22 protein-coding genes are annotated in these 22,439 nt (G+C 36.3%); 7 read left to right on the forward strand and 15 right to left on the reverse strand.

Annotation, left to right across the window (positions count from 1 at the left end):
* Nucleotides 1-149: 149 nt before the first annotated feature.
* A complete protein-coding gene (locus WAK64_RS06730; protein ID WP_336586184.1) occupies nucleotides 150-1,886 on the reverse strand; it encodes an aromatic amino acid hydroxylase in 1,737 nt (578 codons plus the stop codon).
* 731 nt (nucleotides 1,887-2,617) lie between these two features.
* On the opposite strand from WAK64_RS06730, the gene WAK64_RS06735 reads away from it, so the two are divergent.
* Nucleotides 2,618-3,640 carry a CAP domain-containing protein gene (locus WAK64_RS06735; protein ID WP_336586185.1) on the forward strand — a complete coding sequence of 341 codons (1,023 nt, stop codon included), beginning with the start codon at nucleotides 2,618-2,620 and terminating at the stop codon, nucleotides 3,638-3,640.
* A 211-nt stretch (nucleotides 3,641-3,851) separates the two neighbouring features.
* On the opposite strand, the gene WAK64_RS06740 is transcribed toward WAK64_RS06735, so the two are convergent.
* Nucleotides 3,852-4,505, reverse strand: coding sequence for an NUDIX hydrolase (locus tag WAK64_RS06740; protein ID WP_336586186.1), 654 nt, complete (start codon nucleotides 4,503-4,505; stop codon nucleotides 3,852-3,854).
* Nucleotides 4,506-4,781: 276 nt separating this feature from the next.
* Here WAK64_RS06740 and WAK64_RS06745 point away from each other — a divergent pair, with 276 nt between their 5' ends.
* A complete protein-coding gene (locus WAK64_RS06745) occupies nucleotides 4,782-5,048 on the forward strand; it encodes a hypothetical protein (RefSeq protein WP_336586187.1) in 267 nt (88 codons plus the stop codon).
* 808 nt (nucleotides 5,049-5,856) lie between these two features.
* On the opposite strand, the gene WAK64_RS06750 is transcribed toward WAK64_RS06745, so the two are convergent.
* Complete coding sequence (locus tag WAK64_RS06750) at nucleotides 5,857-6,507, reverse strand: hypothetical protein (RefSeq protein WP_336586188.1); 651 nt, start codon at nucleotides 6,505-6,507, stop codon at nucleotides 5,857-5,859.
* A gap of 424 nt (nucleotides 6,508-6,931) precedes the next feature.
* Nucleotides 6,932-7,156 (reverse strand): hypothetical protein, encoded by a 225-nt coding sequence (locus tag WAK64_RS06755; RefSeq protein WP_336586189.1) that lies wholly within the window; start codon nucleotides 7,154-7,156, stop codon nucleotides 6,932-6,934.
* Between the two features lie 212 nt (nucleotides 7,157-7,368).
* Between WAK64_RS06755 and WAK64_RS06760 the strand changes: the two genes are divergently transcribed.
* A complete protein-coding gene (locus WAK64_RS06760) occupies nucleotides 7,369-7,593 on the forward strand; it encodes a hypothetical protein (protein WP_336586190.1) in 225 nt (74 codons plus the stop codon).
* Nucleotides 7,594-7,837: 244 nt separating this feature from the next.
* On the opposite strand, the gene glnA is transcribed toward WAK64_RS06760, so the two are convergent.
* The 4 genes from glnA to hflX all read right to left on the reverse strand — a co-directional run bounded on the left by glnA (nucleotide 7,838) and on the right by hflX (nucleotide 12,275).
* The gene (gene glnA / locus WAK64_RS06765) at nucleotides 7,838-9,172 is read right to left on the reverse strand and encodes a type I glutamate--ammonia ligase (protein WP_336586191.1); all 1,335 of its coding nucleotides are present in this window, start codon (nucleotides 9,170-9,172) and stop codon (nucleotides 7,838-7,840) included.
* Between the two features lie 38 nt (nucleotides 9,173-9,210).
* Nucleotides 9,211-9,615 carry a MerR family transcriptional regulator gene (locus WAK64_RS06770; RefSeq protein ID WP_336586192.1) on the reverse strand — a complete coding sequence of 135 codons (405 nt, stop codon included), beginning with the start codon at nucleotides 9,613-9,615 and terminating at the stop codon, nucleotides 9,211-9,213.
* Nucleotides 9,616-9,752: 137 nt separating this feature from the next.
* Nucleotides 9,753-11,021, reverse strand: a complete 1,269-nt coding sequence (locus tag WAK64_RS06775) for a methionine gamma-lyase family protein (RefSeq protein ID WP_336586193.1) — start codon at nucleotides 11,019-11,021, stop codon at nucleotides 9,753-9,755.
* Between the two features lie 12 nt (nucleotides 11,022-11,033).
* A complete protein-coding gene (hflX, locus tag WAK64_RS06780; protein WP_419465906.1) occupies nucleotides 11,034-12,275 on the reverse strand; it encodes a GTPase HflX in 1,242 nt (413 codons plus the stop codon).
* Nucleotides 12,276-12,460: 185 nt separating this feature from the next.
* On the opposite strand from hflX, the gene WAK64_RS06785 reads away from it, so the two are divergent.
* Together WAK64_RS06785 and WAK64_RS06790 are read left to right on the forward strand one after the other, a co-directional pair.
* The gene (locus tag WAK64_RS06785) at nucleotides 12,461-13,069 is read left to right on the forward strand and encodes a trimeric intracellular cation channel family protein (RefSeq protein ID WP_336586194.1); all 609 of its coding nucleotides are present in this window, start codon (nucleotides 12,461-12,463) and stop codon (nucleotides 13,067-13,069) included.
* 158 nt (nucleotides 13,070-13,227) lie between these two features.
* Nucleotides 13,228-14,019 carry a TIGR00266 family protein gene (locus WAK64_RS06790; RefSeq protein ID WP_336586195.1) on the forward strand — a complete coding sequence of 264 codons (792 nt, stop codon included), beginning with the start codon at nucleotides 13,228-13,230 and terminating at the stop codon, nucleotides 14,017-14,019.
* 49 nt (nucleotides 14,020-14,068) lie between these two features.
* Here the strand turns inward: WAK64_RS06790 and WAK64_RS06795 are convergent, their stop codons facing one another.
* On the reverse strand, nucleotides 14,069-14,560 hold the full coding sequence (locus tag WAK64_RS06795) for a CBO0543 family protein (protein ID WP_336586196.1): 492 nt from the start codon (nucleotides 14,558-14,560) through the stop codon (nucleotides 14,069-14,071).
* Between the two features lie 566 nt (nucleotides 14,561-15,126).
* On the opposite strand from WAK64_RS06795, the gene WAK64_RS06800 reads away from it, so the two are divergent.
* Nucleotides 15,127-15,585, forward strand: a complete 459-nt coding sequence (locus tag WAK64_RS06800) for a GNAT family N-acetyltransferase (RefSeq protein WP_336586197.1) — start codon at nucleotides 15,127-15,129, stop codon at nucleotides 15,583-15,585.
* Nucleotides 15,586-15,638: 53 nt separating this feature from the next.
* On the opposite strand, the gene WAK64_RS06805 is transcribed toward WAK64_RS06800, so the two are convergent.
* The 6 genes from WAK64_RS06805 to WAK64_RS06830 form a co-directional block, all read right to left on the reverse strand.
* On the reverse strand, nucleotides 15,639-16,202 hold the full coding sequence (locus tag WAK64_RS06805; protein ID WP_336586198.1) for a GNAT family N-acetyltransferase: 564 nt from the start codon (nucleotides 16,200-16,202) through the stop codon (nucleotides 15,639-15,641).
* A 382-nt stretch (nucleotides 16,203-16,584) separates the two neighbouring features.
* Complete coding sequence (spoVK, locus tag WAK64_RS06810) at nucleotides 16,585-17,556, reverse strand: stage V sporulation protein K (RefSeq protein WP_336586199.1); 972 nt, start codon at nucleotides 17,554-17,556, stop codon at nucleotides 16,585-16,587.
* A 377-nt stretch (nucleotides 17,557-17,933) separates the two neighbouring features.
* Entirely contained in the window at nucleotides 17,934-18,161 is a 228-nt protein-coding gene (hfq, locus tag WAK64_RS06815; RefSeq protein WP_336586200.1) for an RNA chaperone Hfq, read from the reverse strand.
* A 43-nt stretch (nucleotides 18,162-18,204) separates the two neighbouring features.
* The gene (gene miaA / locus WAK64_RS06820) at nucleotides 18,205-19,146 is read right to left on the reverse strand and encodes a tRNA (adenosine(37)-N6)-dimethylallyltransferase MiaA (RefSeq protein WP_336586201.1); all 942 of its coding nucleotides are present in this window, start codon (nucleotides 19,144-19,146) and stop codon (nucleotides 18,205-18,207) included.
* Nucleotides 19,147-19,342: 196 nt separating this feature from the next.
* Entirely contained in the window at nucleotides 19,343-20,020 is a 678-nt protein-coding gene (locus WAK64_RS06825) for a MerR family transcriptional regulator (RefSeq protein WP_336586202.1), read from the reverse strand.
* 381 nt (nucleotides 20,021-20,401) lie between these two features.
* Nucleotides 20,402-21,316: a phosphatidate cytidylyltransferase gene (locus WAK64_RS06830; RefSeq protein WP_336586203.1), complete on the reverse strand. Its 915-nt coding sequence runs from the start codon at nucleotides 21,314-21,316 to the stop codon at nucleotides 20,402-20,404.
* An 89-nt stretch (nucleotides 21,317-21,405) separates the two neighbouring features.
* Here WAK64_RS06830 and WAK64_RS06835 point away from each other — a divergent pair, with 89 nt between their 5' ends.
* The gene (locus WAK64_RS06835; RefSeq protein WP_336586204.1) at nucleotides 21,406-21,957 is read left to right on the forward strand and encodes a hypothetical protein; all 552 of its coding nucleotides are present in this window, start codon (nucleotides 21,406-21,408) and stop codon (nucleotides 21,955-21,957) included.
* Nucleotides 21,958-22,439: the final 482 nt, after the last annotated feature.

The following is a 22,439-nucleotide window of genomic DNA, read 5'->3' on the forward strand; positions in this document are numbered from 1 at the left end:
TAATAGATAAAAGCCCGGGGATTTTTTGTCCTCCGAGCTTCATCCGTTCATTTATTTTGAAAATCAGGCTAGTAAAGTCGTTATAACTACGACAGTTTTATATTGTACTCCAAAACAGAGCCCATTAAGCTAATGACTACTTGGTTACACTACTCATTTATGATTTTCAATCCTCTATCAATCAATTCATTCGTTTCATGATTTATACTTTTTAATTGCTCTAATTGGCTTAATAGTTCTCCTTGCTTATCTGGTAAAATATCATTTTTAAGCAATAGCTCCAAAATTTCAATTCTTAATAGCCAGTCAATCGGTGCCTCAGTTGTCAGCTCGTCTATAATCATAGGGAGTGAACTTTCAAGGTCAACTAGATTATTTGTTGACTCTCTTAGCACACGAACGTTTCCATATAATTCTTCTAAACGAGTTGGGTTTTGTTGTTCGATTTCCACGTTAACAGCTTGTTCGATATGGTCGTAAAATGCTTCAGAATCGGCTGCACCTGCAAATACAGATACAATCTTTTCACCCACTGCCATATCATAAGAACCCCAACTTGGATCAAATAACGTTTCTCCATTAAAAGTGACGGCACAATCCTTAAAGGAAATGACTTGGATTTTGCCTGCATTGCGAATCACTTCTGTCGGAACTCCAGTAACGACAACTCCACTTTCAAACGATAGCTCTGAAGGAACCCCTATCACGATACCCGCTTCTACTAATTCTTGATTTGTCCACTCTTCTAAAGGCTTTTCAGTATCTTTTAATAATCCGATTGGTGAACCAAAACCATCAGCATGCGTTTCTTTACCATGACCATTGATTTCTTTATTTCCACTATTTAAAGTTGTTTCTCCAACAGTATTCATATAAATCGCTTCACCGTTAGTATCTTTAATAATTTTAGATAGTGTGCCTGTCACTTGAAGGCCAGAACTGTATTCTATCGTAGCGGTATGAGCAGAGTTAATCGCTTTTTCAAGGCTCTCCGTTCCCCCACGCTTCCACGCCATCGTTTCTGAAAATTGTTCTACGGCTTCAATAAGTTGCTCGAATCGCTCACAGACGAACAGCTGTGGTTGAGGTTTCGTAATATCAAAGCCAGTTTGAATGACTTGTTGTAAATCAAAAGGAATTTTCTCAACGGCATCCGTGATACTATTTTTCCCTTCAGCTACAGAAGAAAGAAGTCCCGCTCCATAAATTTTGGGATCATTTACCGTTCCAATGAGTCCATATTCTACTGTCCACCAGTATAGACGAGAAATTTGTTCTGCCTCTGATAATATGGTTACTTTCTTCTGTTTTTCTTCCATATCCTTTTTCGCTAGATTAATCTCCGCCTCAGTTGCTGTACCACTTTCTAAAAGGTTGGAATAATGACGAGTCGCTTCAAAAACATCGTGTTCTTCCTTCGTTGCAATTGCTTTTGAGCCTATATGGCCAAATAGTTTAACGTATTCAGAAAACTTATCATCACAAAGAATAGGAGCATGGCCTGCAGCTTCGTGAATAATATCTGGAGCTGGAGTGTATTGAATGTTTTCTAGCTTTCGAATATCAGATGCAATGGGTAACAGACCGTGTGCCTGAAAATCAAAGAAAATAACACCAGGGATAAATCCATCAATATTGACCGCTCCCCACTCGAATGGCGATAAAGATTCGTTCATTTCTTCAACATTAGGTATTTTCTCGATGGAAATACCAGATGCGGCCAAACCATCACTGTAAGCTGGATGTGCTGTGTTGTTTAAGAAATGCTTATTTTGTCTCATAACATATCGCCACACTGCCTGATCAATACTCGTATAACGATCATATTGTTGATCTATCACATATTTTTGTAAATGGTTTGGGATTCTTTTTTTGGTTGTTTCCATTATTAATTACCTCCAGTATTTTATTAATATTTAGCAAACAGGTTGGTATTAGGGAAGAAAGCAATCTGGATTTTCTCCACTCTTCCATAACGAAACTTGCGCCTAGAAGAATCCTGCTTCTTAAATATACGTAAAAAAGCCTCTTTGTCCCCTAATACAAGGGACGAAGAAGCTCTCCGCGTTACCACCCTACTTAACAAACCAAGTTGATTTGTTCACTCATTCAGTCAAGTCCTAACATGATAACCGTAATTCACTAAAGTTTCGCCTGAACTTTCACCAGCCGTTCAGTCTCTATTTTCTGCTAAAACTCTCGTTACTGCTTGTTATCGGACTTCTTTTATATTTAGCTTTTTATCTTAGACGCATAAACGCTTTTAAGTAATAAAGTATATAAATATATTATAACTCTTTAATAAATTTGTCAATAATAAGTAAATAGATTAGTTTTTTAAACTTTTCTCTAAAATGCTGTACTATTAAAGGGTTCCATCACGTATAGTAAATACCAATTTTTATCTATTCCTAATACTTTTTGCATATGGTACCCTGTTAACGTCACTTTCTTTATTTGTAAAGAATAGCTCTTATTGCACATTACATCTCGTCAGTAAAATGTTACATTAATTTCGCTGCATATATTAATAGTTATCAACAAGAGTTTTAATAGCTAGAAGAATCAAATAGATTACGAGAAGCAAGAATAAAAATAAGGAGGTTGTAGATTTACTATGAAAATGAACAAAAAATTCATGATTACGATTACTACCGCTTTTTTATTAACATTGGCACCGTGGGGAATGAAGGCAAATGGAGAATCTAGTACTCACAATAAAACGATTAGTAAAAGTGACACATTGATGATCACACTTAATGAACATGTAAGTGCTAAAGTTCTTTTCCACCAATTCATAAAAGACCTTGATGAAAAATTTGGTATAACCATTCATTTTAATGACTTGTCACTAAATGTTGAAGAATCACCAGTACCCTTTCCATTTTCCAATAAAATTTTCGTAATGGGCAAAACACCAACTCAAACTACAGAGAAACCGGTTGAAGCAGAGCCTACTCAAACTGCTCAGAAACTAGCTGAAGAAGAGCCTACCCAAACTGCTCAGAAACCGGCTGAAACAGAGCCTACTCAAGTTGCTCAGAAACCAGCTAAAGCAGAGCCTACTCAAGTTGCTCAGAAACCGGCTGAAGTAGAGCCTACTCAAGTTGCTCAGAAGCCAGCTGAAGAAGAGCCTGCTCAAACTGCTCAGGAGCCAGCTGAAGCAGAGCCTGCTCAAACTGCTCAGGAGCCAGCTGAAGCAGAGCCTGCTCAAACTACACAAAAGAAAGCTGAAACTGATCCTCCACAAACGACTAGTACAGTTAGTGCGTTTGAAAGGCAGGTCGTAGACTTAACAAATGCAGAGCGTGCTAAACAAGGATTGGCTCCATTAACGTTAGATACGAAATTAAGCAGTGTTGCCAAAGAAAAATCAAATGATATGCAACAAAATGGTTATTTCGATCATAATAGTCCTAAATACGGTTCTCCATTTGAAATGATGAAGAGCTTTGGCATTACTTACTATGCTGCAGCTGAAAACATCGCAAAGGGGCAAAGTAGTCCTGAAGCTGTAGTAAATGCATGGATGAATTCTAGTGGTCACCGTGCAAACATATTGAACCCAAACTTGACACATATTGGTGTGGGTCACGTTGGAGGAAGTAACATATGGACTCAAATGTTCATCGGAAAATAATTGTTTGCTAAATTGAAAAAATGATAAATATACGTTGAAAAGAGTAAAGACTTTAACCCCATTAGCTAATATTTGCTAATGGGGTATTTTAATATATTTATTTTTTACCATCACCAAATTAAGTAATAAAATTCATCTTATTGTCCACGATCGGAGTAGATTTTGAAGGGAGTCCCTATTAAAAGGTAGTGGGACTTTTTTCATTTCGCTATTAGAAGCTTTCCAGTACTCCCCCCTCTCTCCCTACCTGATTTAAGCGATTCATACGTTCAAGAACCGTCTTATAAAAGGAGCGTTCGTGTGGAACGAAGTGATGCATTTGCACTACTTTATTAAAATTTTGTTGCTCCCCACATTCATTTATTTCAAACCCTTCTATTTTCACTTCTGTTCTTTTCCCCTCAATTAATTCGCTAAATACTTGTATTGGAACCCGTCCAATCCCTGCCACTTCCTCTTTTTGTAATTTCCATTCGACGTTACCTTTTAATAGATACAAAAATACGTTGGCCAATTCATTGTCGATTAACTCATCATGGTGAACACTATAGCGGATTTGTCCTACTTCAATTAATTCTGAAAATGAAACCGCTAACCCAATCTCTTCTTCTATCTCGCGGACACCATCTTTAATGGTCTCATGTGCTAAAATATGCCCTGCTGCGGTAATGTCGAATAAATAAGGATAATCTTTTTTGGAACGACTACGTAGTTGAAAATATAGGTAATCAACCTCGTCTTCCCTTTTCATCACCCAGCAGTGAAACGTTTCATGCCAATATCCCTTTTTATGTACCTCTTCACGCGTTGCAATTCCGCACCGCTCATAGTTCTCGTTGAAAATTGTTAATTTTTCAGTCTCCACTTTCACGTTCCCCCAATTGTTCATTCATATTCCGCTACTAATTTTACCAAAAAAGGATGGAAAAATCTCCCCTTGCCATTCTCCTTTTCTTCTCTTAACTACACATGAAAAAATATAGCCTTAATGATGTAAATAAAGAATTACTCTAGGTGTGTACAACCTAGTTGCAAAGGTATATGTCGCTAATAGATCCCTTCTTTCCATTATCACTTTATCTTGGTACACAATTAGGACAACAATCATATGCTATAGAAATAGAATGGAAGGAGGGCTCGTATGGGTTCTGTTAACAAATCCTCTTGTGGTTTATGTTGTATTGCAGCTGCGCTTGCCATTTTATCTTATGTTGGTCTTGGTTTAGGGTTTGGTATTGGGCTAGGATCTGCTGCGGAAGCTATTGGGCGGAATCCAAGTGCTGTAGTGCAAGTACTGATTGCGTTAATCCTTGGTATTTTAGTTTTTCTCGTTTTTGCTATATTGGCTTTCATTATTGCATTTAAATTAGTTAAGATTGCAAAAGATTCTTGTTCAAAAGATTGTTAACCAAAGTGATTTTCAACAGCCTATTTCATATATTCTTGTAACCAAGCTGACTAATCGATTTCTTCGTATATGTCAAAACGGTGTTAAGGTTGGGTTAAAGGGATCATTTTATCAATTTTACGGAAAAGCTATTTTGGTGTTATTTAGATAAATAACATAAACATTCACTCCACAAAAAAGATCGACTATGACTTGCTATACAGCCATTCCATTTATCAAGTATGTTCGTTGAAGTTTTTCTCTATAGAATCCTTGTCTCTTTATGTATTTTCTTACAACCCATTATTTCATGAAGTTTATAAAAAATATCCATTTAGCATATTTATGTTATTGAATACACATTTAGCTCTGATGCGGTGTTAAATTCCGTTTATAAAATAAAGAGAACTCTAAAGTGAAATAGCACCAATTCGCCTTTTTCCCAAACTTCCACAAACTGAATAAGTTGGATGTATAGATATGTACTCTCCGTTTAGAAAAATAGGTATAGAAGACTATTAGGTTTTATTCAAGCTCATCTACTATTCATATATAAAAGAAATTACCTTTCATTTAATCAGTAATGACCTTCTAATTGTCGACATTCCATAACTACATTACTTTAGCCATTTGGCCTATAAAGTTCACATTGTTAACATAGACATTCTGAGATTTGTTTAACATAGGAGATTTTCGTTTGTGGATTTGTTTAATTATGTCTTTACATATTCGTGTAGAATGAAATGAATTTTAAAAATTACCAATAGCATTGCAAAACCACTTTCAAATCAAAAAGCACCCTCGAAAGGATGCCTTTTGATCAAAACGATTACTGTTTATTTTTTTTCCAAAAAGATATAATGATCGCTGCTATCCCTAACAAGATAACACTATTTGTCAAACTTCCGAAACCAGCGATTAACTCCTCTTCTTCAAATGAGAGAAGAACACCAATCCCTAACCCTACTCCTGCCAATGCTAATGTCCCTGCAAAACAACACAAGCTTTGACGTTTCTTTAATGATATAACAATAATCAAAAACGCAGCGATTAAGATCACGAGAAAAAGGATAGCCAATAAAAGAAGGCTAATTTCCTCAAAATCCCCAAATAAATCTTCAATTTTTGATAATATTATCCCCGCTCCAAGTCCGACTCCTGCAAAAGCAATTCCTCCACCTAAACAACAAAATTCCTTTTTCTTCAAAACAGATAATAGCGTGAAAATGCTTAAAAAGAGGGCGATTAGAATCAAAATAATGATGCTAATAAGGCTAATCAGATCCTCAATATCCCCACCTTCTTCGATAGCTCCCCAAACGAAGAGACCAATTCCAGCAGAAATAACTCCCAGTGCCAATCCTGCACCTAAACAACAAATGGGGTCATCCTTTTTGAATGATAATACAAGGGTTATTATAGCAAAAATGGCAGCGATCAATATAATTAAGAATCCTGTTAAGAAAATCAATTCATCCATTTTCTCACCTCCGCTATAATTCTATGTGAAGGTGAAATGAATCATGACTAACGGTTTCCAAATGGAAGGAAGTTCCTTATCCTTCATAAACCATACATAATCTAGTTTTATAGCTCTTTAATTTTCCATTTATTTATACAATTCCAATTTCAGTGACCTATTCCTCTGCATACACCAAATTACTATTATACCTGTAAAGGAAAACAGTCCTTGAATCGTTATCCTTAATGGTAAAGAACATCAGGTCGCTGCTAGAAACTGTTAAGGTTATAAGGAATGTCAACATAATTTCGTGTATTTCTGTTAAAATTTATAAGTGTTTAATTATAAATCAGCCCATCATCGCCATAAACGGATTCAGAATCCACAATTGTATTTAATCCTTACAAAAAAATCTCAAATTCATGAGATTAAGTTTATTTTTTTATTTATGATTTTTTTTCCAAAACACTGTAGTTAATATAGCAATGATCGAAAGAATGATACTTGGTAAAACATAAGCAAAAATAAACGTTAGGATAAGGGTGTTTATTATGCTCGGATTTCGTGAGATTGCAAATATTAGAAATCCAGAACTAATTCCAAACCCAATTGCTATAGCAGCAAAAATAATACTCCCACATAAACAACAGGATTTATTTTTGTCCATTTCACCACCTCCTCCTATACCTTATGAAGGGGTCGAGTGTTAAGTGATGAAGATGAACAATGAGTTTTCTGCTATATTATTTGCAGGAAAAACGAATCTATATTTTTGCCTTTACTTATGATAATTCCCCATTCAGAATAGAACGTTTTAATTGAGATTTAGATCTATGTAATATGCAGTATATTTAAAATTCTTAAAGGTGAGGTGATTGGATGAATTTCATTATTGGAGGAATATTTATTGTTTGGGGGTTGTTGGTCAAATTATCCTCTATAAAAAATGCTTACACAAAAGAGAAGGCTGTTATTGGGGCATCTGGATATTTAGAGTTAGAGTTTTTGTTTTCTTTTTTTCATAAACTATCCAATAAATCGCGAAATATCGTAAAAAGTGGTATCGGAATGATGTTTGTCATCGTTGGGATTATCAGTTTATAACCTATAGCTGATGCCCTTCAATGCCGTTCTTCCTCAATCGTCTAATTTGCACCCACTATAGAGCAGATATCCGATTTAAAGGTAGTTTATGAGAGTTACCTGCATAAATGTTTTTTAATGACAGTACCGAAGTCTGTTCAGATTTAACAACTTGTTAGGTTCATAAAATAAAAGGTGGTCAACGAGTGTCCAGTCTCTAAAATAGAGACTGACACTGCTAGTTGACCACCTTTTTTCATATTTCTTAATACATTTGCATATATTGATCGCGTTCCCAAGCGTGAACTTGAGTACGGAACATATCCCATTCGATCTGTTTCGCTTCTAAGAAGTGTTCTAAAATATGTTCTCCAAGAGCACCACACATTACTTCATCCGCTTGTAATTTTTCTAAGGCAGTGTTTAGCGTTGCAGGAAGGTCTGCAATACCTTCTTTTTCACGCTCTTGTTTGTTCATTACGTAAATATTACGATCAACTGGGCTTGGAGGAGTTAATTGATTTTTAATTCCATCAAGACCTGCACGTAACATTACTGCCATTGCAAGATATGGATTTGCTGCAGGGTCTACACTACGAACCTCTACACGAGTACTCATGCCGCGAGATGCTGGAATACGAATTAACGGGCTACGGTTACGAGCAGACCAAGCTACATAACATGGCGCTTCGTATCCTGGTACTAAACGCTTGTATGAGTTAATGGTTGGGTTTGTCACAGCTGTAAAGTTTGGAGCATGCTTAATGATACCTGCAATAAATTGGCGAGCTGTATCACTTAATTCTAATTCCCCGTTTGGATCATAGAAAGAGTTTTCACCATTTTTGAATAAGGAAAGATTTGAGTGCATTCCAGAACCGTTAACACCGAACAATGGTTTCGGCATGAACGTCGCATGTAAACCATGTTTACGAGCAATTGTTTTAACAACAAGCTTAAACGTTTGGATATCATCACATGATTTTAGTGCACCAGCATATTTAAAATCAATTTCATGTTGACCAGGAGCTACCTCATGGTGAGATGCTTCAATTTCAAAGCCCATTTCTTCTAGCTCTAATACGATATCACGACGACAGTTTTCACCTAGATCCGTTGGAGCTAAGTCAAAGTATCCACCTTTATCGTTTAGTTCTAGTGTAGGTTCACCTTTTTCATCTAATTTAAATAGGAAGAATTCAGGTTCAGGTCCAAGATTAAAGTCTGTAAAACCAAGGTCTTCCATTTCCTTTAAGATTCGACGTAGATTGTTACGAGGATCTCCTTGGAATGGTGTACCATCTGGATTATAGATATCACAGATTAAACGGGCAACTTTCCCTTTTTCAGCTGTCCATGGGAACACAACCCAAGTATCTAGATCTGGATAAAGGTACATGTCAGATTCCTCAATGCGAACAAATCCTTCGATAGAAGAACCGTCAAACATCATTTTATTGTCTAACGCTTTGTCAAGCTGAGAAATTGGAATCTCTACATTTTTAATCGTTCCTAAAATATCTGTAAATTGAAGGCGGATAAATTTTACATTTTCTTCCTCCGCTAAACGAACGATATCTTCACGAGTATACTTTGCCATTTCTAAAAATTCCTCCTTGAATTCTTTCCATTATTTATTTAGTGAAAGCGAGACATATCCCCAGACTGAATCGAAGAACGTTGGTAACGTCCAGCGCGCAAAAATTCATTACGAAGTAATTTGCGAAGCTCTTCGTCTGATAGGTCACGTCTTGCATTTTCAGCATCTTTTTTGTCCTGTTCTGAAACAGGTGATTCATCTTGAATAGAGAAGATTTTTTTAATTCCTGCCATATTCATCCCTTGTTCTAATAAATCCTTTATTTCTAGCAGCTTATCAATGTCATTTAATGAAAATAAACGACGTTTCCCTTCAGTTCGAGCAGGAGAAATGAGCTTATGCTCTTCATAGTAGCGAATTTGGCGAGCGGAAAGTTCCGTTAATTGCATCACAATGCTAATTGGAAACACAGGCATTGATCGTCGAATATTACTTTTGCTCATCACCGTTCCTCCTTTATAAGTCTATTATATGCAATGTTAAAAATAATGTCAACACCATGTTAGCTTTTCTTACATAATCCCATAAAAAAAGTAGATAGCGACAAAACTATCCACTTTTCTTCTATAATTTATCCTATTTATTGGGTAATCATTCCTCTTTTAACTAATTCATTCAACGCAATGCAAATAGCGATTTTTACGTGAGAATACGTTAACCCACCTTGAACATAAGCTACATACGGTGGACGTATGGGTCCATCAGCAGATAATTCAATGCTTGCCCCTTGAATAAATGTCCCCGCAGCCATGATGACATCATCTTCATATCCAGGCATGTAGCTTGGGTATGGTGTAAAGTGAGAATTAATAGGTGAAGCAAATTGAATCGCTTGGCAAAAAGCGATCATACGATCTTTATCGTTAAATTCAATGGATTGAATCAGATCTGTTCGATTTGAATCCCAGCTCGGATTGCTCTTCATCCCCAGTTCGTCGAGAATAGCTGCTGTAAAAATGGCTCCCTTTAAAGCTTGTGCAACAACATGAGGTGCTTGGAAGAAACCTTGATACATTTCTTGAAGGCTATATAAGGATGCCCCAGCTTCAGCACCAATACCCGGGGAAGTCATCCGATAGGAACAAGCTTCTACATATTCTTTCTTTCCAACGATATACCCTCCTGTTTTAGCTAGTCCCCCACCAGGGTTTTTTATTAGCGAACCGGCTATAAGGTCTGCTCCAACATGACAAGGCTCTACGTCTTCTACAAATTCTCCATAGCAATTGTCAACAAAAACAATGACATCTGATTTTACTTCTTTTACAAAGGCGATCATTTCTTTAATCTCAGCTATCGAAAAGGACGGACGGTTTGCATACCCTTTTGATCGCTGAATGCCAATCATTTTCGTCTTAGAGGTGATTGCTCTCTTCACAGCTTCAAAATCCACTTTCCCTTCACTGGTAAGTGGAACATCATTATAGTCTATATGAAATTCTTTTAGAGAGCCATTTCCACTTCCCCTGCTTCCAACGATTTCATCAAGTGTATCGTATGGCTTTCCCGTAATATAGAGAAGCTCGTCATTCGGCCTGAGAATACCAAATAATGCAATTGAAATTGCGTGAGTCCCTGAAATGATTTGAGGACGGACAATGCCTGCTTGTCCACCAAATACTTCAGCGTAAATATTTTCTAAAGTATCTCTTCCTGCATCATCATATCCATAACCTGTTGAAGGATGAAAATGAGAATCGCTTACTTTATTCTTTTGAAAACTTCCTAGAACACGAAATTGATTATACTCCGCACGAAGGTCTACTTCTTGATGTAGAGAGCGAATCTTTTCTTCTACTTTAGCGACTATCGGCTTTAGGGTCTCCCCATGACTTAGTTGATCAAACATGATGCCTCTCCTTTATTGGTATTTCGCAATTTCTCCTGAAACAGGATGATCCTTCATTACATATCCCTGCGCAATATAATGAGACGTTTCCTCATTAAATTCTAAAGAGGTTAAAATCGACTCTCCTTTTAGCTGAGCAATTACCTTTCCTTCACTTGCAGGAACCGTTATATGATACGCATCCATCATGGAGATCATCTTTTTTTCAATGATTTCCTTTAAATACTGTTGATCTTTTTGCTCTTTAGCACTTACAACAACCTGTTGAAACGAGCTAGCTGGGATGAAGTCATGTTGAAATAAATCCTTCTTATTGTACACCGTGATTTGTGGGATCGAACTCATATCAAGTTCTTCTAGTAATTCATGAACCGTATCCTCATGATGACGAAACTCCGCATTTGATCCATCGACAACATGAAGGAGCAAGTCTGCTTCTTTAACTTCTTCTAATGTTGAACGAAACGCAGCCACTAATGTCGTCGGTAGATCTTGAATAAAGCCAACCGTGTCGGTTAATAAAGCTTGATAACCACTTGGCAAACCTACTCGACGAGTCATCGGGTCAAGTGTTGCAAACAGCTGGTCTTCTTCATATGAATTAGCACTAGACAAACGATTGAATATGGTTGATTTCCCAGCATTTGTATAGCCAACAAGCGCAATTTGAAACACCCGGTTTTTCTTTCGTCGCTCACGGTACCTTTCGCGATGTTGTACAATTGTGCGAAGTTGAGATTTAATATCATCTAATCGACGTCGAATGTGACGACGGTCGGATTCCAACTTTGTTTCCCCAGGACCTCTCGTTCCTATTCCACCACCTAACCTAGACAATGCTAATCCTTGCCCACCTAAACGAGGCAGTAAATATTGCAGTTGTGCAAGTTCTACCTGTAGCTTCCCTTCTTTTGAACGAGCCCGTTTTGCAAAGATATCTAATATGAGTTGCGTTCGATCAATAATCTTTACATTGATATCTTCTGATAAATTACGAATTTGGCTAGGGGATAATTCGTCATTAAAAATAATTAAATCCGGCTCGAACTGCTCTACAAGTAAGACCAGTTCCTCAACCTTCCCTTTCCCAATATATGTAGAAGGGTGAACACGATCACGTTTCTGAGTTAGCGTCGCAACGACATTTCCTTCTGCTGTCTCAGTTAAAGAGGTTAATTCATCCATTGAATAATGAAAACGCTCGTCTTCCTCGTCTAACTGACAGCCTACAATAATTACTTTTTCAAGAGTTATTTTATTCAAGCAAACATCCTCATTTCTAAAAATAAGTCTATATTTCATCATATCAAATATTGGCATTAAACTCTATTGAAAAAAACAAGCACGATTTCAAGTAAAACTAGTTGCAATCTACATTTTCCGTGTTAAAATTTTTATGAATCATTTTAGGGATAACCCGTAAAAAAGGGGATAGCAACATGACTTGGGAAGTGCTCAGTATCATTGGAACGGTTGCTTTTGCCGTTTCAGGAGCCATCATTGCAATGGAAGAAAAATTCGATATTTTTGGTGTATATATTCTTGGGATTGTCACTGCGTTTGGTGGAGGCGCCATTCGTAATTTACTGATTGGTATACCTGTATCTGCTCTTTGGGAGCAAGGGATGCTCTTTCAAATTGCTTTATTATCCATTACCGCAGTGTTCATATTTCCTAATAACTTACTTAAGCATTGGAAAAGATGGGGAAATTTCTTTGATGCCATTGGACTATCTGCCTTCGCCATTCAAGGTGCCATTTACGCAACAGATATGAATCACCCTCTTAGTGCTGTAGTCGTTGCTGCCGTTCTAACTGGTAGCGGTGGAGGAATAATTCGGGATTTACTCGCCGGTCGCAAACCACTAGTATTACGTTCTGAAATCTATGCCGTTTGGGCGATTCTTTGTGGAATTGTTATTGGATTAGGATTTATTAACACTCCGATTGAACTATATGGGTTATTTGTAATGACTACAGGGTTACGCGTGTTAAGCTATTCCTATAAATGGAAACTACCTTATCGTAACATACGAGCATTTCAATGAGAGAGAAGAATTTATGTTCTTCTCTTTTTTATTGCCTGTACTAAATGGAATCAAATGACCATATAGTTGAATGTTAGCCATACTCTTCGAATTCTTTATGAACAAATTTAGAGCTAACAACGATACATGATAAAATAAAAGTATAGGAGGGATATTTTGTGAAGAATCATGAAATCGATTATTATATTCATGGAAATGATATGCAGTTTGTTGAAATTGAACTGGACCCGCAAGAAACAGTCATTGCTGAAGCAGGTAGTTTAATGATGATGGAAGAAGAAATCAGTATGGAAACGATATTTGGCGATGGATCCTCCAATGGAGTCAGTGGCTTAATGGGGAAACTAGTAGGAGCTGGAAAACGTCTTATTACAGGGGAAAGTTTATTCATGACCGCTTTCATGAACAATGGACATGATAAGAAAACGGTATCATTTGCCTCCCCCTATCCAGGAAGTATCGTTCCACTTGATTTAGATGAATTAGGTGGGAGAATCGTCTGTCAAAAGGATGCCTTCCTCTGTGCTGCAAAAGGCGTTTCTGTTGGTGTGGACTTTCAACGAAAATTAGGAACAGGCTTTTTTGGTGGGGAAGGATTTATTATGCAGAAGCTCGAGGGTGATGGTATGGCCTTCGTTCACGCTGGAGGAACTCTCCATAAGAAAGAATTGCAACCAGGCCAGAAACTAAGAGTAGATACTGGCTGCCTTGTAGCCATGACAAAAGAAATTGACTATAATATTGAATTTGTTAAGGGCGTTAAAACCGCTCTATTCGGTGGGGAAGGGTTATTTTTCGCGACGCTTAAAGGACCTGGAACGGTTTGGGTACAATCCTTGCCATTTAGCCGACTGGCAAGTCGAGTCTTCTCTGCAGCTCCAAGTAAAGGTGGGTCAAAAGGAGAAGGTAGTATTTTAAATGGTGCGTTTGATTTATTTGGTGGCGATTGAGTTTTTTCTACCACACCTGAGTAAGGGTTCTCCTTTATTTAGGTGTTTTTTATGTTTGCTCCTTTTGTTCTCTTTCATTCAATAGACGGATCATTCCAATCATTGCCCTCGTTACATATAAACTTAATGTGACTGAAACAAACGTGATTTTCCATGACCATTTTTTATATAGTATGAGTCGTGTATTCGTCACAAACCACGTCTCAAGCAACATCAGTGCTATACTAATAAACAACCCCTTACATAAAGTAACCATAAAATTAGAATGAATCGTCCACTGATTATAGAGAACGGCGGTTATAGGAAATAACAAAGCATCAAAAAGTACGCTACTTTTAAATGAACGTGGAAACAATCGTACAGGAAAAGAGATAAGCTTGGCTCCTGTTACGATCGAGGCAATGACCATCGAAAAATACCCATGAATAAAGAAAACTAATAACCAGTCCTTTGATCGTTTTTTCATTGTGAACGGAAATAAAAAAAGACCTAGCAAAGTGAGAAGCAGCAAAATGCGTTTATCTTTCTGTTCACCTCTCATCACTACCACCTTCCTTCTGTTCAAAGGTCACTATAGACTCTCCACTAAAAGAGTATCATTATCTTCTCCTACCACTGAAATTGTATCCCGTTAATTTGAAGAATGATGTCTTGTCAAGTCTCTTTTTTTCTATAAGGTTGTAGTAATCATCCATTGAATTATGAACCTAGCAAATATTCATCTCCTCTCCACATTCGTCATTTTTTAAAGACGTATAGGAAAAGAAAAAAGATTTTCCCTTAAAAGATTGGGGACCAGAAAGATAATTAGTAAAGCTTAGGTGGACATGGTAAAATATAAGAAGATTCATTACCACCTTTATGAAGTTCCATTGACCTCAGATTTTGACTCCACTTTTTGTTCTTCACTCCTTTTTCAACATATGACTTTCCGCAAATGTACTTAATTTATCGTCCATATTCCCTGCAAACAATCGTAAGTAACCTTTATTGTACTATTCGATTGGAACAAACAATAAACAAGTGTGTGGAGTGTTTCACTTCATTCATAGAGGCTATTTCAAGACCAAGTGAATGATCTTAACATACTTATTAAAGGAGGAAAAAATGGTTAACTTAATTCCTATGACCAACCTAGAATTTGAAAAATATATTGAAACATCTGTTTCCGATTTCGCAAATCAAAGTATTGCTTCTGGAAATTGGAGCGAGGGTGACGCTTTACAAAAGGCCAAAGAAAAATACCACAGCCTTTTACCCGATGGCAAAGAAACAGCAAATCAATACTTTTATACGATTTTCGACACAGATCAAGAAGTTGGGATTTTATGGTTTGCTCAAAAAACAACTGACTTAGGCTATATTTACGATATTCGGATTGATGAGAACCGCCAAGGAAATGGCTACGGAAAAGCAGCCATGTATTCTATAGAAAGAATCGCTAAAGAAGAATTGGGGTTAAAAAAAATAGGCCTTCATGTGTTTGGGCATAATAAAGTTGCAAGAGATTTATATGAGAAGCTCGGCTATGACATTACAAATCTAGTTATGGAAAAAGTAATCTAATGGAGTGGAGAAAAAAGCTTGAAGAATGTCTTCAAGCTTTTTTTCGTAAGATTTTATGAAACAATGGAATATATACATGTGTCAGTTAGGTTGCAACCGTCAGCTGATAAATCATCATTTCTTAATGTCCCTTCAAGGGTAAATTGAAGTTTTTCAGGGATGGAACGACTTTTAACGTTGGTTGATTCACACCTTATTTCCATTCTTTTAAATTTGATATGGTTCAATCCTAAGTTTATCAATTCCTTGACAGCCTCTGTCATATATCCTTTTCCCGTATAAGTTGTATTCATCCAGTAGCCAATCTCACATTTAGGAATATCCCAATCTATCCCCTGAAGGCTAGCTGTTCCAATAAAATCATTCGTATTTTTATGAAAAATTAGAAAACGAAAGCTGTCCCTTTTTAAAAATTTCATATGAGCCTCTCGCAAATTCATTTCGGTTTCTTCAACAGCAGGAACTCTTTGTGCAAATGGCAACCACTCTTTTAGCTCATTAATAGAATTTTTTATTGCCTTATTCACAATCATTCCGTCTCCACTTTGATGTGGTGCTCGAAGAATGAGTCTTTCTGTCTCTATCTGCAATGGGATATCTAATAATAAAGGATTCATCTAGCTGCCCCTCTCCACGTTTATTGATATGTTACTATACTAACCTTTTCTGGTCTAGCCTATCGATGCCTCTAAAGAACCATTCAAACGAACCTAATTGTTCATTCGCTTCACGGCTTATTTATTAGGGCAAGTATACCTCCTTTTAGCAGCTTGGAACTCTCTGTCAATATTCTCCTATCCTTCTCTTCAATAGGTAATTTTCGATATTTTTATCCCGTAAATATTCATTCTTCTTATGCAGGGTTCCTCTAATCACTTTATCTTAAAGGTCATTTTTTCTTTTTTTATGATTGGGAAATGACACAACACAAAAAAAGGAGTTCATACTCGTACGTCTTGAACTCCCTCGATAATCCATATTAAGTTAGCCGCATAAAGTTCAATAATCAGCTCGCTCTTTTTTTTCATCTTCTGGAAATACTAAATCGCTACTTGTTAACGTTAATAAATCATTTCTTGTGTAACGATTTTGCATTAAGAGCCTCATGGCCTGTGAACGAATAGACTTTTCAATGACGTTTCGTACATATCGTCCATTGGAAAAATTATGAGCCGTTATCATTGATTTCACATGATAAAGATGCTCCCTAACTTTTCGTTGTGCTTCAGGTGTGAAAGAATACTCTTTATCCTCAAGCATTTGTTGCCCAATTTGGAGTAGTTGATCAACACTATAATCTGGAAAATCGAAAACGAGCGGAAATCGAGAATGAAGCCCAGGATTTAGTGTTAAAAAATGGTCCATTTCACGTGAATAGCCTGCAAGAATTAAAATAAATTCATGTTGCTTATCTTCCATATGTTTCACTAATGTATCAATCGCTTCCTTCCCAAAATCTTTCTCCCCACCTCGGCCAAGGGAATAGGCTTCATCTATAAATAAAATGCCACCCATTGATTTTTTTACTAAGTCTCTTGTTTTTTGGGCTGTATGTCCAATATATTCACCGACTAAATCCGCTCTTTCTGCTTCGATAAGATGTCCTTTAGATAACATATCCATCTTTTGGAATAACCTACCAATCAATCGCGCTACTGTTGTTTTTCCGGTACCAGGATTGCCCTTAAACATCATATGGAGCGCTTGTTTCCCACCTTTTAAACCTTCCAGTTCCCTTTTTTTATTGACGTAAATCCACGCATAGATTTCCTTCACCATTTTTTTCATTTCTTCCATACCGACTAAGCTTCCCAGTTCCGTTTCAATCTCCTTTAACGCTAAATGTTCACTAGACGTTGTATCCTGTACAATAATATCACGCTTAATTTTGTCATGAATCTTTACGTTTTCCTTTGAATTTAACACAATATTAATTTGACCTTTGTTTTTCATCCGAATCGGTTCATTCACACCATTCACCTCACCGTTCCTAAAGTTTATGTCCAAAGTTAGGAGGGTGACCCTTGAGTTTTCCTATAACAACTCCTTATGATTTTCCCATAAAACTTCAGCATTTATGAGGTTTGTCATAATTTGCGGTTTCCCAAGAAATATACACAGCTCTATTTAAACAAGCTTTTATCTTTAGAAACTCCTCTTCCTTGTATTTTATTCGATTGAATTTAAAATAATGTCAATATCTTTCCCCATTGATAACCAATACAATAAGCGGTTAGTATTTCACTTTCATTAAATTGACGTTTTTAAAGGGCAAAAAATAAGAGGCCGTTTTAAAAAGTTGAAAAGCAACCTTTTAAAATAGCCTCGTTCAGTAAAGAAGATTCCATTTATTCTTCAAAATTAATTTGAACATTTCGTTGCGGTGCAAAAGTTGAAATAGCATGTTTATATACAAGCTGTTGTTTACCTTCTGACTCAAACAGGACAGTAAAATTATCAAACCCTTTGACCGTCCCTCTTATTTGGAAACCATTTAATAAAAAAACGGTGACTAGCGTATTATCTTTTCTCAATTGATTTAAATATTGATCTTGAATATTAATTCCTTGTTTCATCTGTTCTTCCTCCTCTTTTCTCTCTATGTTACTATTTCGCTGTCTAAGATAGCTTTCCTGCAACAAATTGAGATATCTGTTCAATTTTTTCCAATTCACTCATATCGGTTACATCAAACCAATGAACATTCATTTTATTCCGAAACCAAGTTAGTTGACGTTTTGCATAGCGACGTGAATTTTGTTTAAGCGATAAAACCGCTTCTTCTATGGTGGAGTTTCCTTCAAAATATCTATATAACTCTTTGTATCCAATTGCTTGAATGGATTGTACATTATTCAATCCTTGATCGTATAATTTTTTTACTTCCTCAAATAACCCTTGCTCCATCATGATATCCACACGTTGGTTAATTCGGCTATACAATTGCTCACGATCCATCGTTAAGCCAATTATGGTGGTATTATAAAGCAATTCTTTCTGTTGGTCTGCTTGATACTGTGCCATTGTTTTGCCTGTTGTATGATATATTTCTAATGCACGAATCACTCTTCTTGTATTATTAGGGTGGATGTTTTCTGCACTTTTTGCATCAATCTTTCTTAATTCATCATAGACAATTTGGATGCCTTCCTTCTCGATTCTTTGCTCCATTTCTCGGCGAAAGCCAGCATCACCTTCTGATTCTGTAAAGTGATAATCATAAAGTACCGATTGAATATACAATCCTGTCCCTCCAACGATCATCGGAAGCTTTCCACGCGACGTTATCTCCTTTATCTTGGCCCTTACCTGTTTTTGGAACTCTGCTACAGAGAACTCTTCATCAGGATCTTTAATATCAATTAGATGATGTGGTATCCCTTCCATTTCTTGAGGAGATATTTTTGCTGTTCCAATATCCATTTCACGATAGATTTGCATTGAGTCTCCGCTAATAATTTCCCCATTAAATTTCTTCGCTAATTGTATGCTTAATGCTGTTTTTCCGACAGCTGTTGGTCCGATAAGTACGATTACCTTTTGCTTATTCAATACGTTCACTGCTTTCTATGTATTCTGTTTCTTATCGTATCGTACCACATTCATGACAACGGAATAAACATCTGAATAGTATATCCGTATTCATATTATTTATACTATCTTTAAAGAGAATTGTTCTTTTCATACAGAAAAAACACATTAGTATTTTAAGCACTAATGTGTTAAACCGCTCTATTCGATTAGCAGTACACACAATCTATTTGGCGAAGTTTAATAGATTTTTCAGGAAATTAAAGAAATACTTAGGTTGTTGCTCCTTTACTTCCGTACGATTGCGAAGACGTTCTTGAACAAAGGAAATAAATTTTTCTTCTCTCTCTGATACCTTTTCTTTAAATAGATCTCTTTCCTTCTCCAGTTCTTCTTGATAAAACTCTCTTTCAAATTCTGATACCTCACGTAATGTATCTACTTTGTGAGATAATGATGAGATTTCTGAAGAGTGGATTCGAGTTTGCTTTGTCGTAATCGTTTCCATCTCTTCCTTGACTGCCTTTCGAACTTGAGAGACAATGTTCCCCTCCAACTGTTCTAGCATAGGGGCCATCTCATTTTGAATCGATTCCTCTTCTTTCCTTTTATCTACTGTCCGATTACAAGCTTCAACTTCTTCTCGTTGTAGTTCTCGTTCATATATTCTTTCCTTTTCACCGATAATTAATTGGATAATCTCTTCGTCACTATTTCCTTCATTTTTTAATTCTTTTATTCTTTTCAATACTTGCAAATTTTCTGCCGTGAACTTGCGGGCGTGATTTTGATCTCTCTGTATAGATAAAATCGGAGTGAAGGCTATTTCCCAAGACTTTAGCGTATGTGATGTCATATTTAATAATTTCGCAGCCTTTGAAATCGTGACCGTTGTTTTTTTCATCAGGTACCCTCCCTTTTATTTTCTTCTTTACGTTTACTTTCGCTTAGAGAGGGGTTTTTCCTGCTAAATGACAAAGGTTCTAAAAACAAGGCAAATGTTTAGGTATTCATGCATTATATGAGAAGATTCCTCAGAAAAATCGTTTTCGACGGAGAAGTTTAGGTTTTGAGGAGAATATTGTACGATTGACAGAGTGGTTATCTTGTTCGATTGAAAGTAAAAAAATAACGAACGTTACACCACCCCACCCTCTTGTTTACTTTATGAAACCTTCCATTCGTTAAGTGAGAGGCATATGATTTTATTTTTCCCTACTCCATTATTCATTCACTCTTACATAAATTGTCCTTATTCCTTACCACCCATCCTTTCTTCCGTTTGTTACATAAAATCGAAGTAATAGCGAATAACATGAAAGAAAATGGGAGCAGAGTAGGTTAAACTGTCGACTCTTGTTAAATAGCTCTCTTTTAATTTTTGAAACTTTTCAGCGTTCCCAATTAATAAATCACGCTTTAATACCCAAATAGTCAAATTACCTAAAAAACCACTAAGACTAATAATAACGCCAGATAATATGCCAAACTTCAAATCTAGCGGAGTTAAATAGGAATATAAACTGGTAGAAAGGGCTGTAGTTGTCATTAATGATAGCAGAAAGCCTTCCCAAGTAATATTCGGGTGGGCAGAAGGAATGACTCTTTTCTTTCCTAAAAATATAGAAACTAAAAACTGAACAACATCATTTGCTTGGGTAAGTACTACTAAAAAGAGAACTAAATTCGCTCCATAAATAGGGTTAGCGACTTGATAATATGCTAAGTGGCTTAAGCCAAATACCATTAGCATAATTCCCCATTGTGTTGAACTGACTGAGCGTAAAAAGCCAACGGTCCCATTTCCAATAATTCTCGGTAGAGGGAGAAATAAAAAAACATATACTGGAATAAATACAATAAACATCCCATACCACTCGATACTTATCCAATAAAATTGGATGGGAATGGCAAGATATGCCCACCAAAATAATTGACGATCCACTTTTCGTGTTGTAATCATTGAGAAAAACTCCTTTAAGGCAAAGAAGCTTAAAAAAAGGATCGATATTAAAGAAATTGTAGGATTAAACAAAGTAGCAATGGCAAAAACACCTAACATCCCCCACCACGTTTTGACTCGAGCATTAATGGTGGAAAAATCTTCTCTTTCCTTCAAGGATTTTACAGCGTAAAATAATAAATGAAAGATAGCCATTGCACAGGCCATTATTAAAATAGTGATGTAAGTATGGGTCATTTTGTACCTCCGAAACAATGATTCTAGCATTATTATGATTGAATATTCTTTATTCTTCAACAAAATTCTGCATTAATGAGGGATGAAATATGAAGAAAAAAGTCTACATTCTCCTTACGGATACCGGGACTCTTTTCACTAAATCTATTAAAAAATATACGAAAGCGCCGTATAATCATGCGTCTATTGCCTTTGATTATGAACTATTGGAGCTTTATAGCTTTGGGCGTAAACAGCCTGACAATCCACTAAATGGGGGATTTGTAAAAGAAGACATATTTAAAGGAACATATAGCTATTACCCAAATACAACCTGTGTTGTATATGAACTCACTGTATCGGAACGTCAAGTTGAAAAAATGAAACGAATCTTAAATGTATTTATTAAAAACCGCCGGAAATGGTCATATAATTTATTAGGTGTATTAGGTATTACGTTAAAAGAACCCGTTGAGATTAGTACTTCATACTTTTGTTCCCAATTTGTTGCAGAAATCCTAAGACGCTCTGGAATACAATTATGGGATAAAATCCCAGCGTTAGTAACACCAGATGACTTCCGTGACCACCCAGACCTACATCTTCTTTATGAAGGATATTTATTTGAATACGGACCTATTAAACAAAAAATGAATAGTTAGGATTTAATGTCAGTCTTTCTCACCCTATTTTAAGAAAAATGTGGAGAGGAAGACTAGAGATAAAGGGAAACATACTTTTCATTTTAAAAAATTGTAGTATTTATGGCTTGCATCTACATTTAATTCGCTTCATCTGTGGTCATGGTCTTACTTGTCATTGATCATTTGCCCCAAACTCATTTAACCATCATGCTTTACCCTAAAAATAATATTCAATTATTGAGTTTTCATTCTCTTCGATTAACTCTACAACGATATCTTCCACTTCAGTTGTAAACACAAAATCGACATGACTTGTTTCCTTTAACCCTTTTTTAAATTCACTTTTGGTATCAAATTGACCGATTGTCAAATGAGGAAGATAGTTTATCTTACAATAGATATCCTCCTATAATTTCCCTGTTTATCATTTGTCGTGAAGTCTGGTTAACGTATCATTATCTCCCTTTACTCAAAAAAATAAATACCAATTATCCGACCTT

It is taken from the genome of Bacillus spongiae (assembly GCF_037120725.1).
Classification (GTDB): Bacteria; Bacillota; Bacilli; order Bacillales; family Bacillaceae_K; genus Bacillus_CI; species Bacillus_CI spongiae.

Excerpts from the sequence above, each read along its gene's own strand:
- hfq (WP_336586200.1), bottom strand. The coding sequence starts at position 18,161 with ATGAAACAAGGAATTAATATTCAAGATCAATATTTAAATCAATTGAGA.
- WAK64_RS06825 (WP_336586202.1), bottom strand. The coding sequence starts at position 20,020 with ATGAAAAAAACAACGGTCACGATTTCAAAGGCTGCGAAATTATTAAAT.
- WAK64_RS06735 (WP_336586185.1), top strand. The coding sequence starts at position 2,618 with ATGAAAATGAACAAAAAATTCATGATTACGATTACTACCGCTTTTTTA.
- WAK64_RS06750 (WP_336586188.1), bottom strand. The coding sequence starts at position 6,507 with ATGGATGAATTGATTTTCTTAACAGGATTCTTAATTATATTGATCGCT.
- WAK64_RS06835 (WP_336586204.1), top strand. The coding sequence starts at position 21,406 with ATGAAGAAAAAAGTCTACATTCTCCTTACGGATACCGGGACTCTTTTC.
- WAK64_RS06755 (WP_336586189.1), bottom strand. The coding sequence starts at position 7,156 with ATGGACAAAAATAAATCCTGTTGTTTATGTGGGAGTATTATTTTTGCT.
- WAK64_RS06775 (WP_336586193.1), bottom strand. The coding sequence starts at position 11,021 with ATGTTTGATCAACTAAGTCATGGGGAGACCCTAAAGCCGATAGTCGCT.
- WAK64_RS06785 (WP_336586194.1), top strand. The coding sequence starts at position 12,461 with ATGACTTGGGAAGTGCTCAGTATCATTGGAACGGTTGCTTTTGCCGTT.
- WAK64_RS06770 (WP_336586192.1), bottom strand. The coding sequence starts at position 9,615 with ATGAGCAAAAGTAATATTCGACGATCAATGCCTGTGTTTCCAATTAGC.
- WAK64_RS06830 (WP_336586203.1), bottom strand. The coding sequence starts at position 21,316 with ATGACCCATACTTACATCACTATTTTAATAATGGCCTGTGCAATGGCT.
- WAK64_RS06800 (WP_336586197.1), top strand. The coding sequence starts at position 15,127 with ATGGTTAACTTAATTCCTATGACCAACCTAGAATTTGAAAAATATATT.
- WAK64_RS06795 (WP_336586196.1), bottom strand. The coding sequence starts at position 14,560 with ATGAGAGGTGAACAGAAAGATAAACGCATTTTGCTGCTTCTCACTTTG.
- WAK64_RS06730 (WP_336586184.1), bottom strand. The coding sequence starts at position 1,886 with ATGGAAACAACCAAAAAAAGAATCCCAAACCATTTACAAAAATATGTG.
- WAK64_RS06745 (WP_336586187.1), top strand. The coding sequence starts at position 4,782 with ATGGGTTCTGTTAACAAATCCTCTTGTGGTTTATGTTGTATTGCAGCT.
- WAK64_RS06805 (WP_336586198.1), bottom strand. The coding sequence starts at position 16,202 with ATGAATCCTTTATTATTAGATATCCCATTGCAGATAGAGACAGAAAGA.
- WAK64_RS06760 (WP_336586190.1), top strand. The coding sequence starts at position 7,369 with ATGAATTTCATTATTGGAGGAATATTTATTGTTTGGGGGTTGTTGGTC.
- glnA (WP_336586191.1), bottom strand. The coding sequence starts at position 9,172 with ATGGCAAAGTATACTCGTGAAGATATCGTTCGTTTAGCGGAGGAAGAA.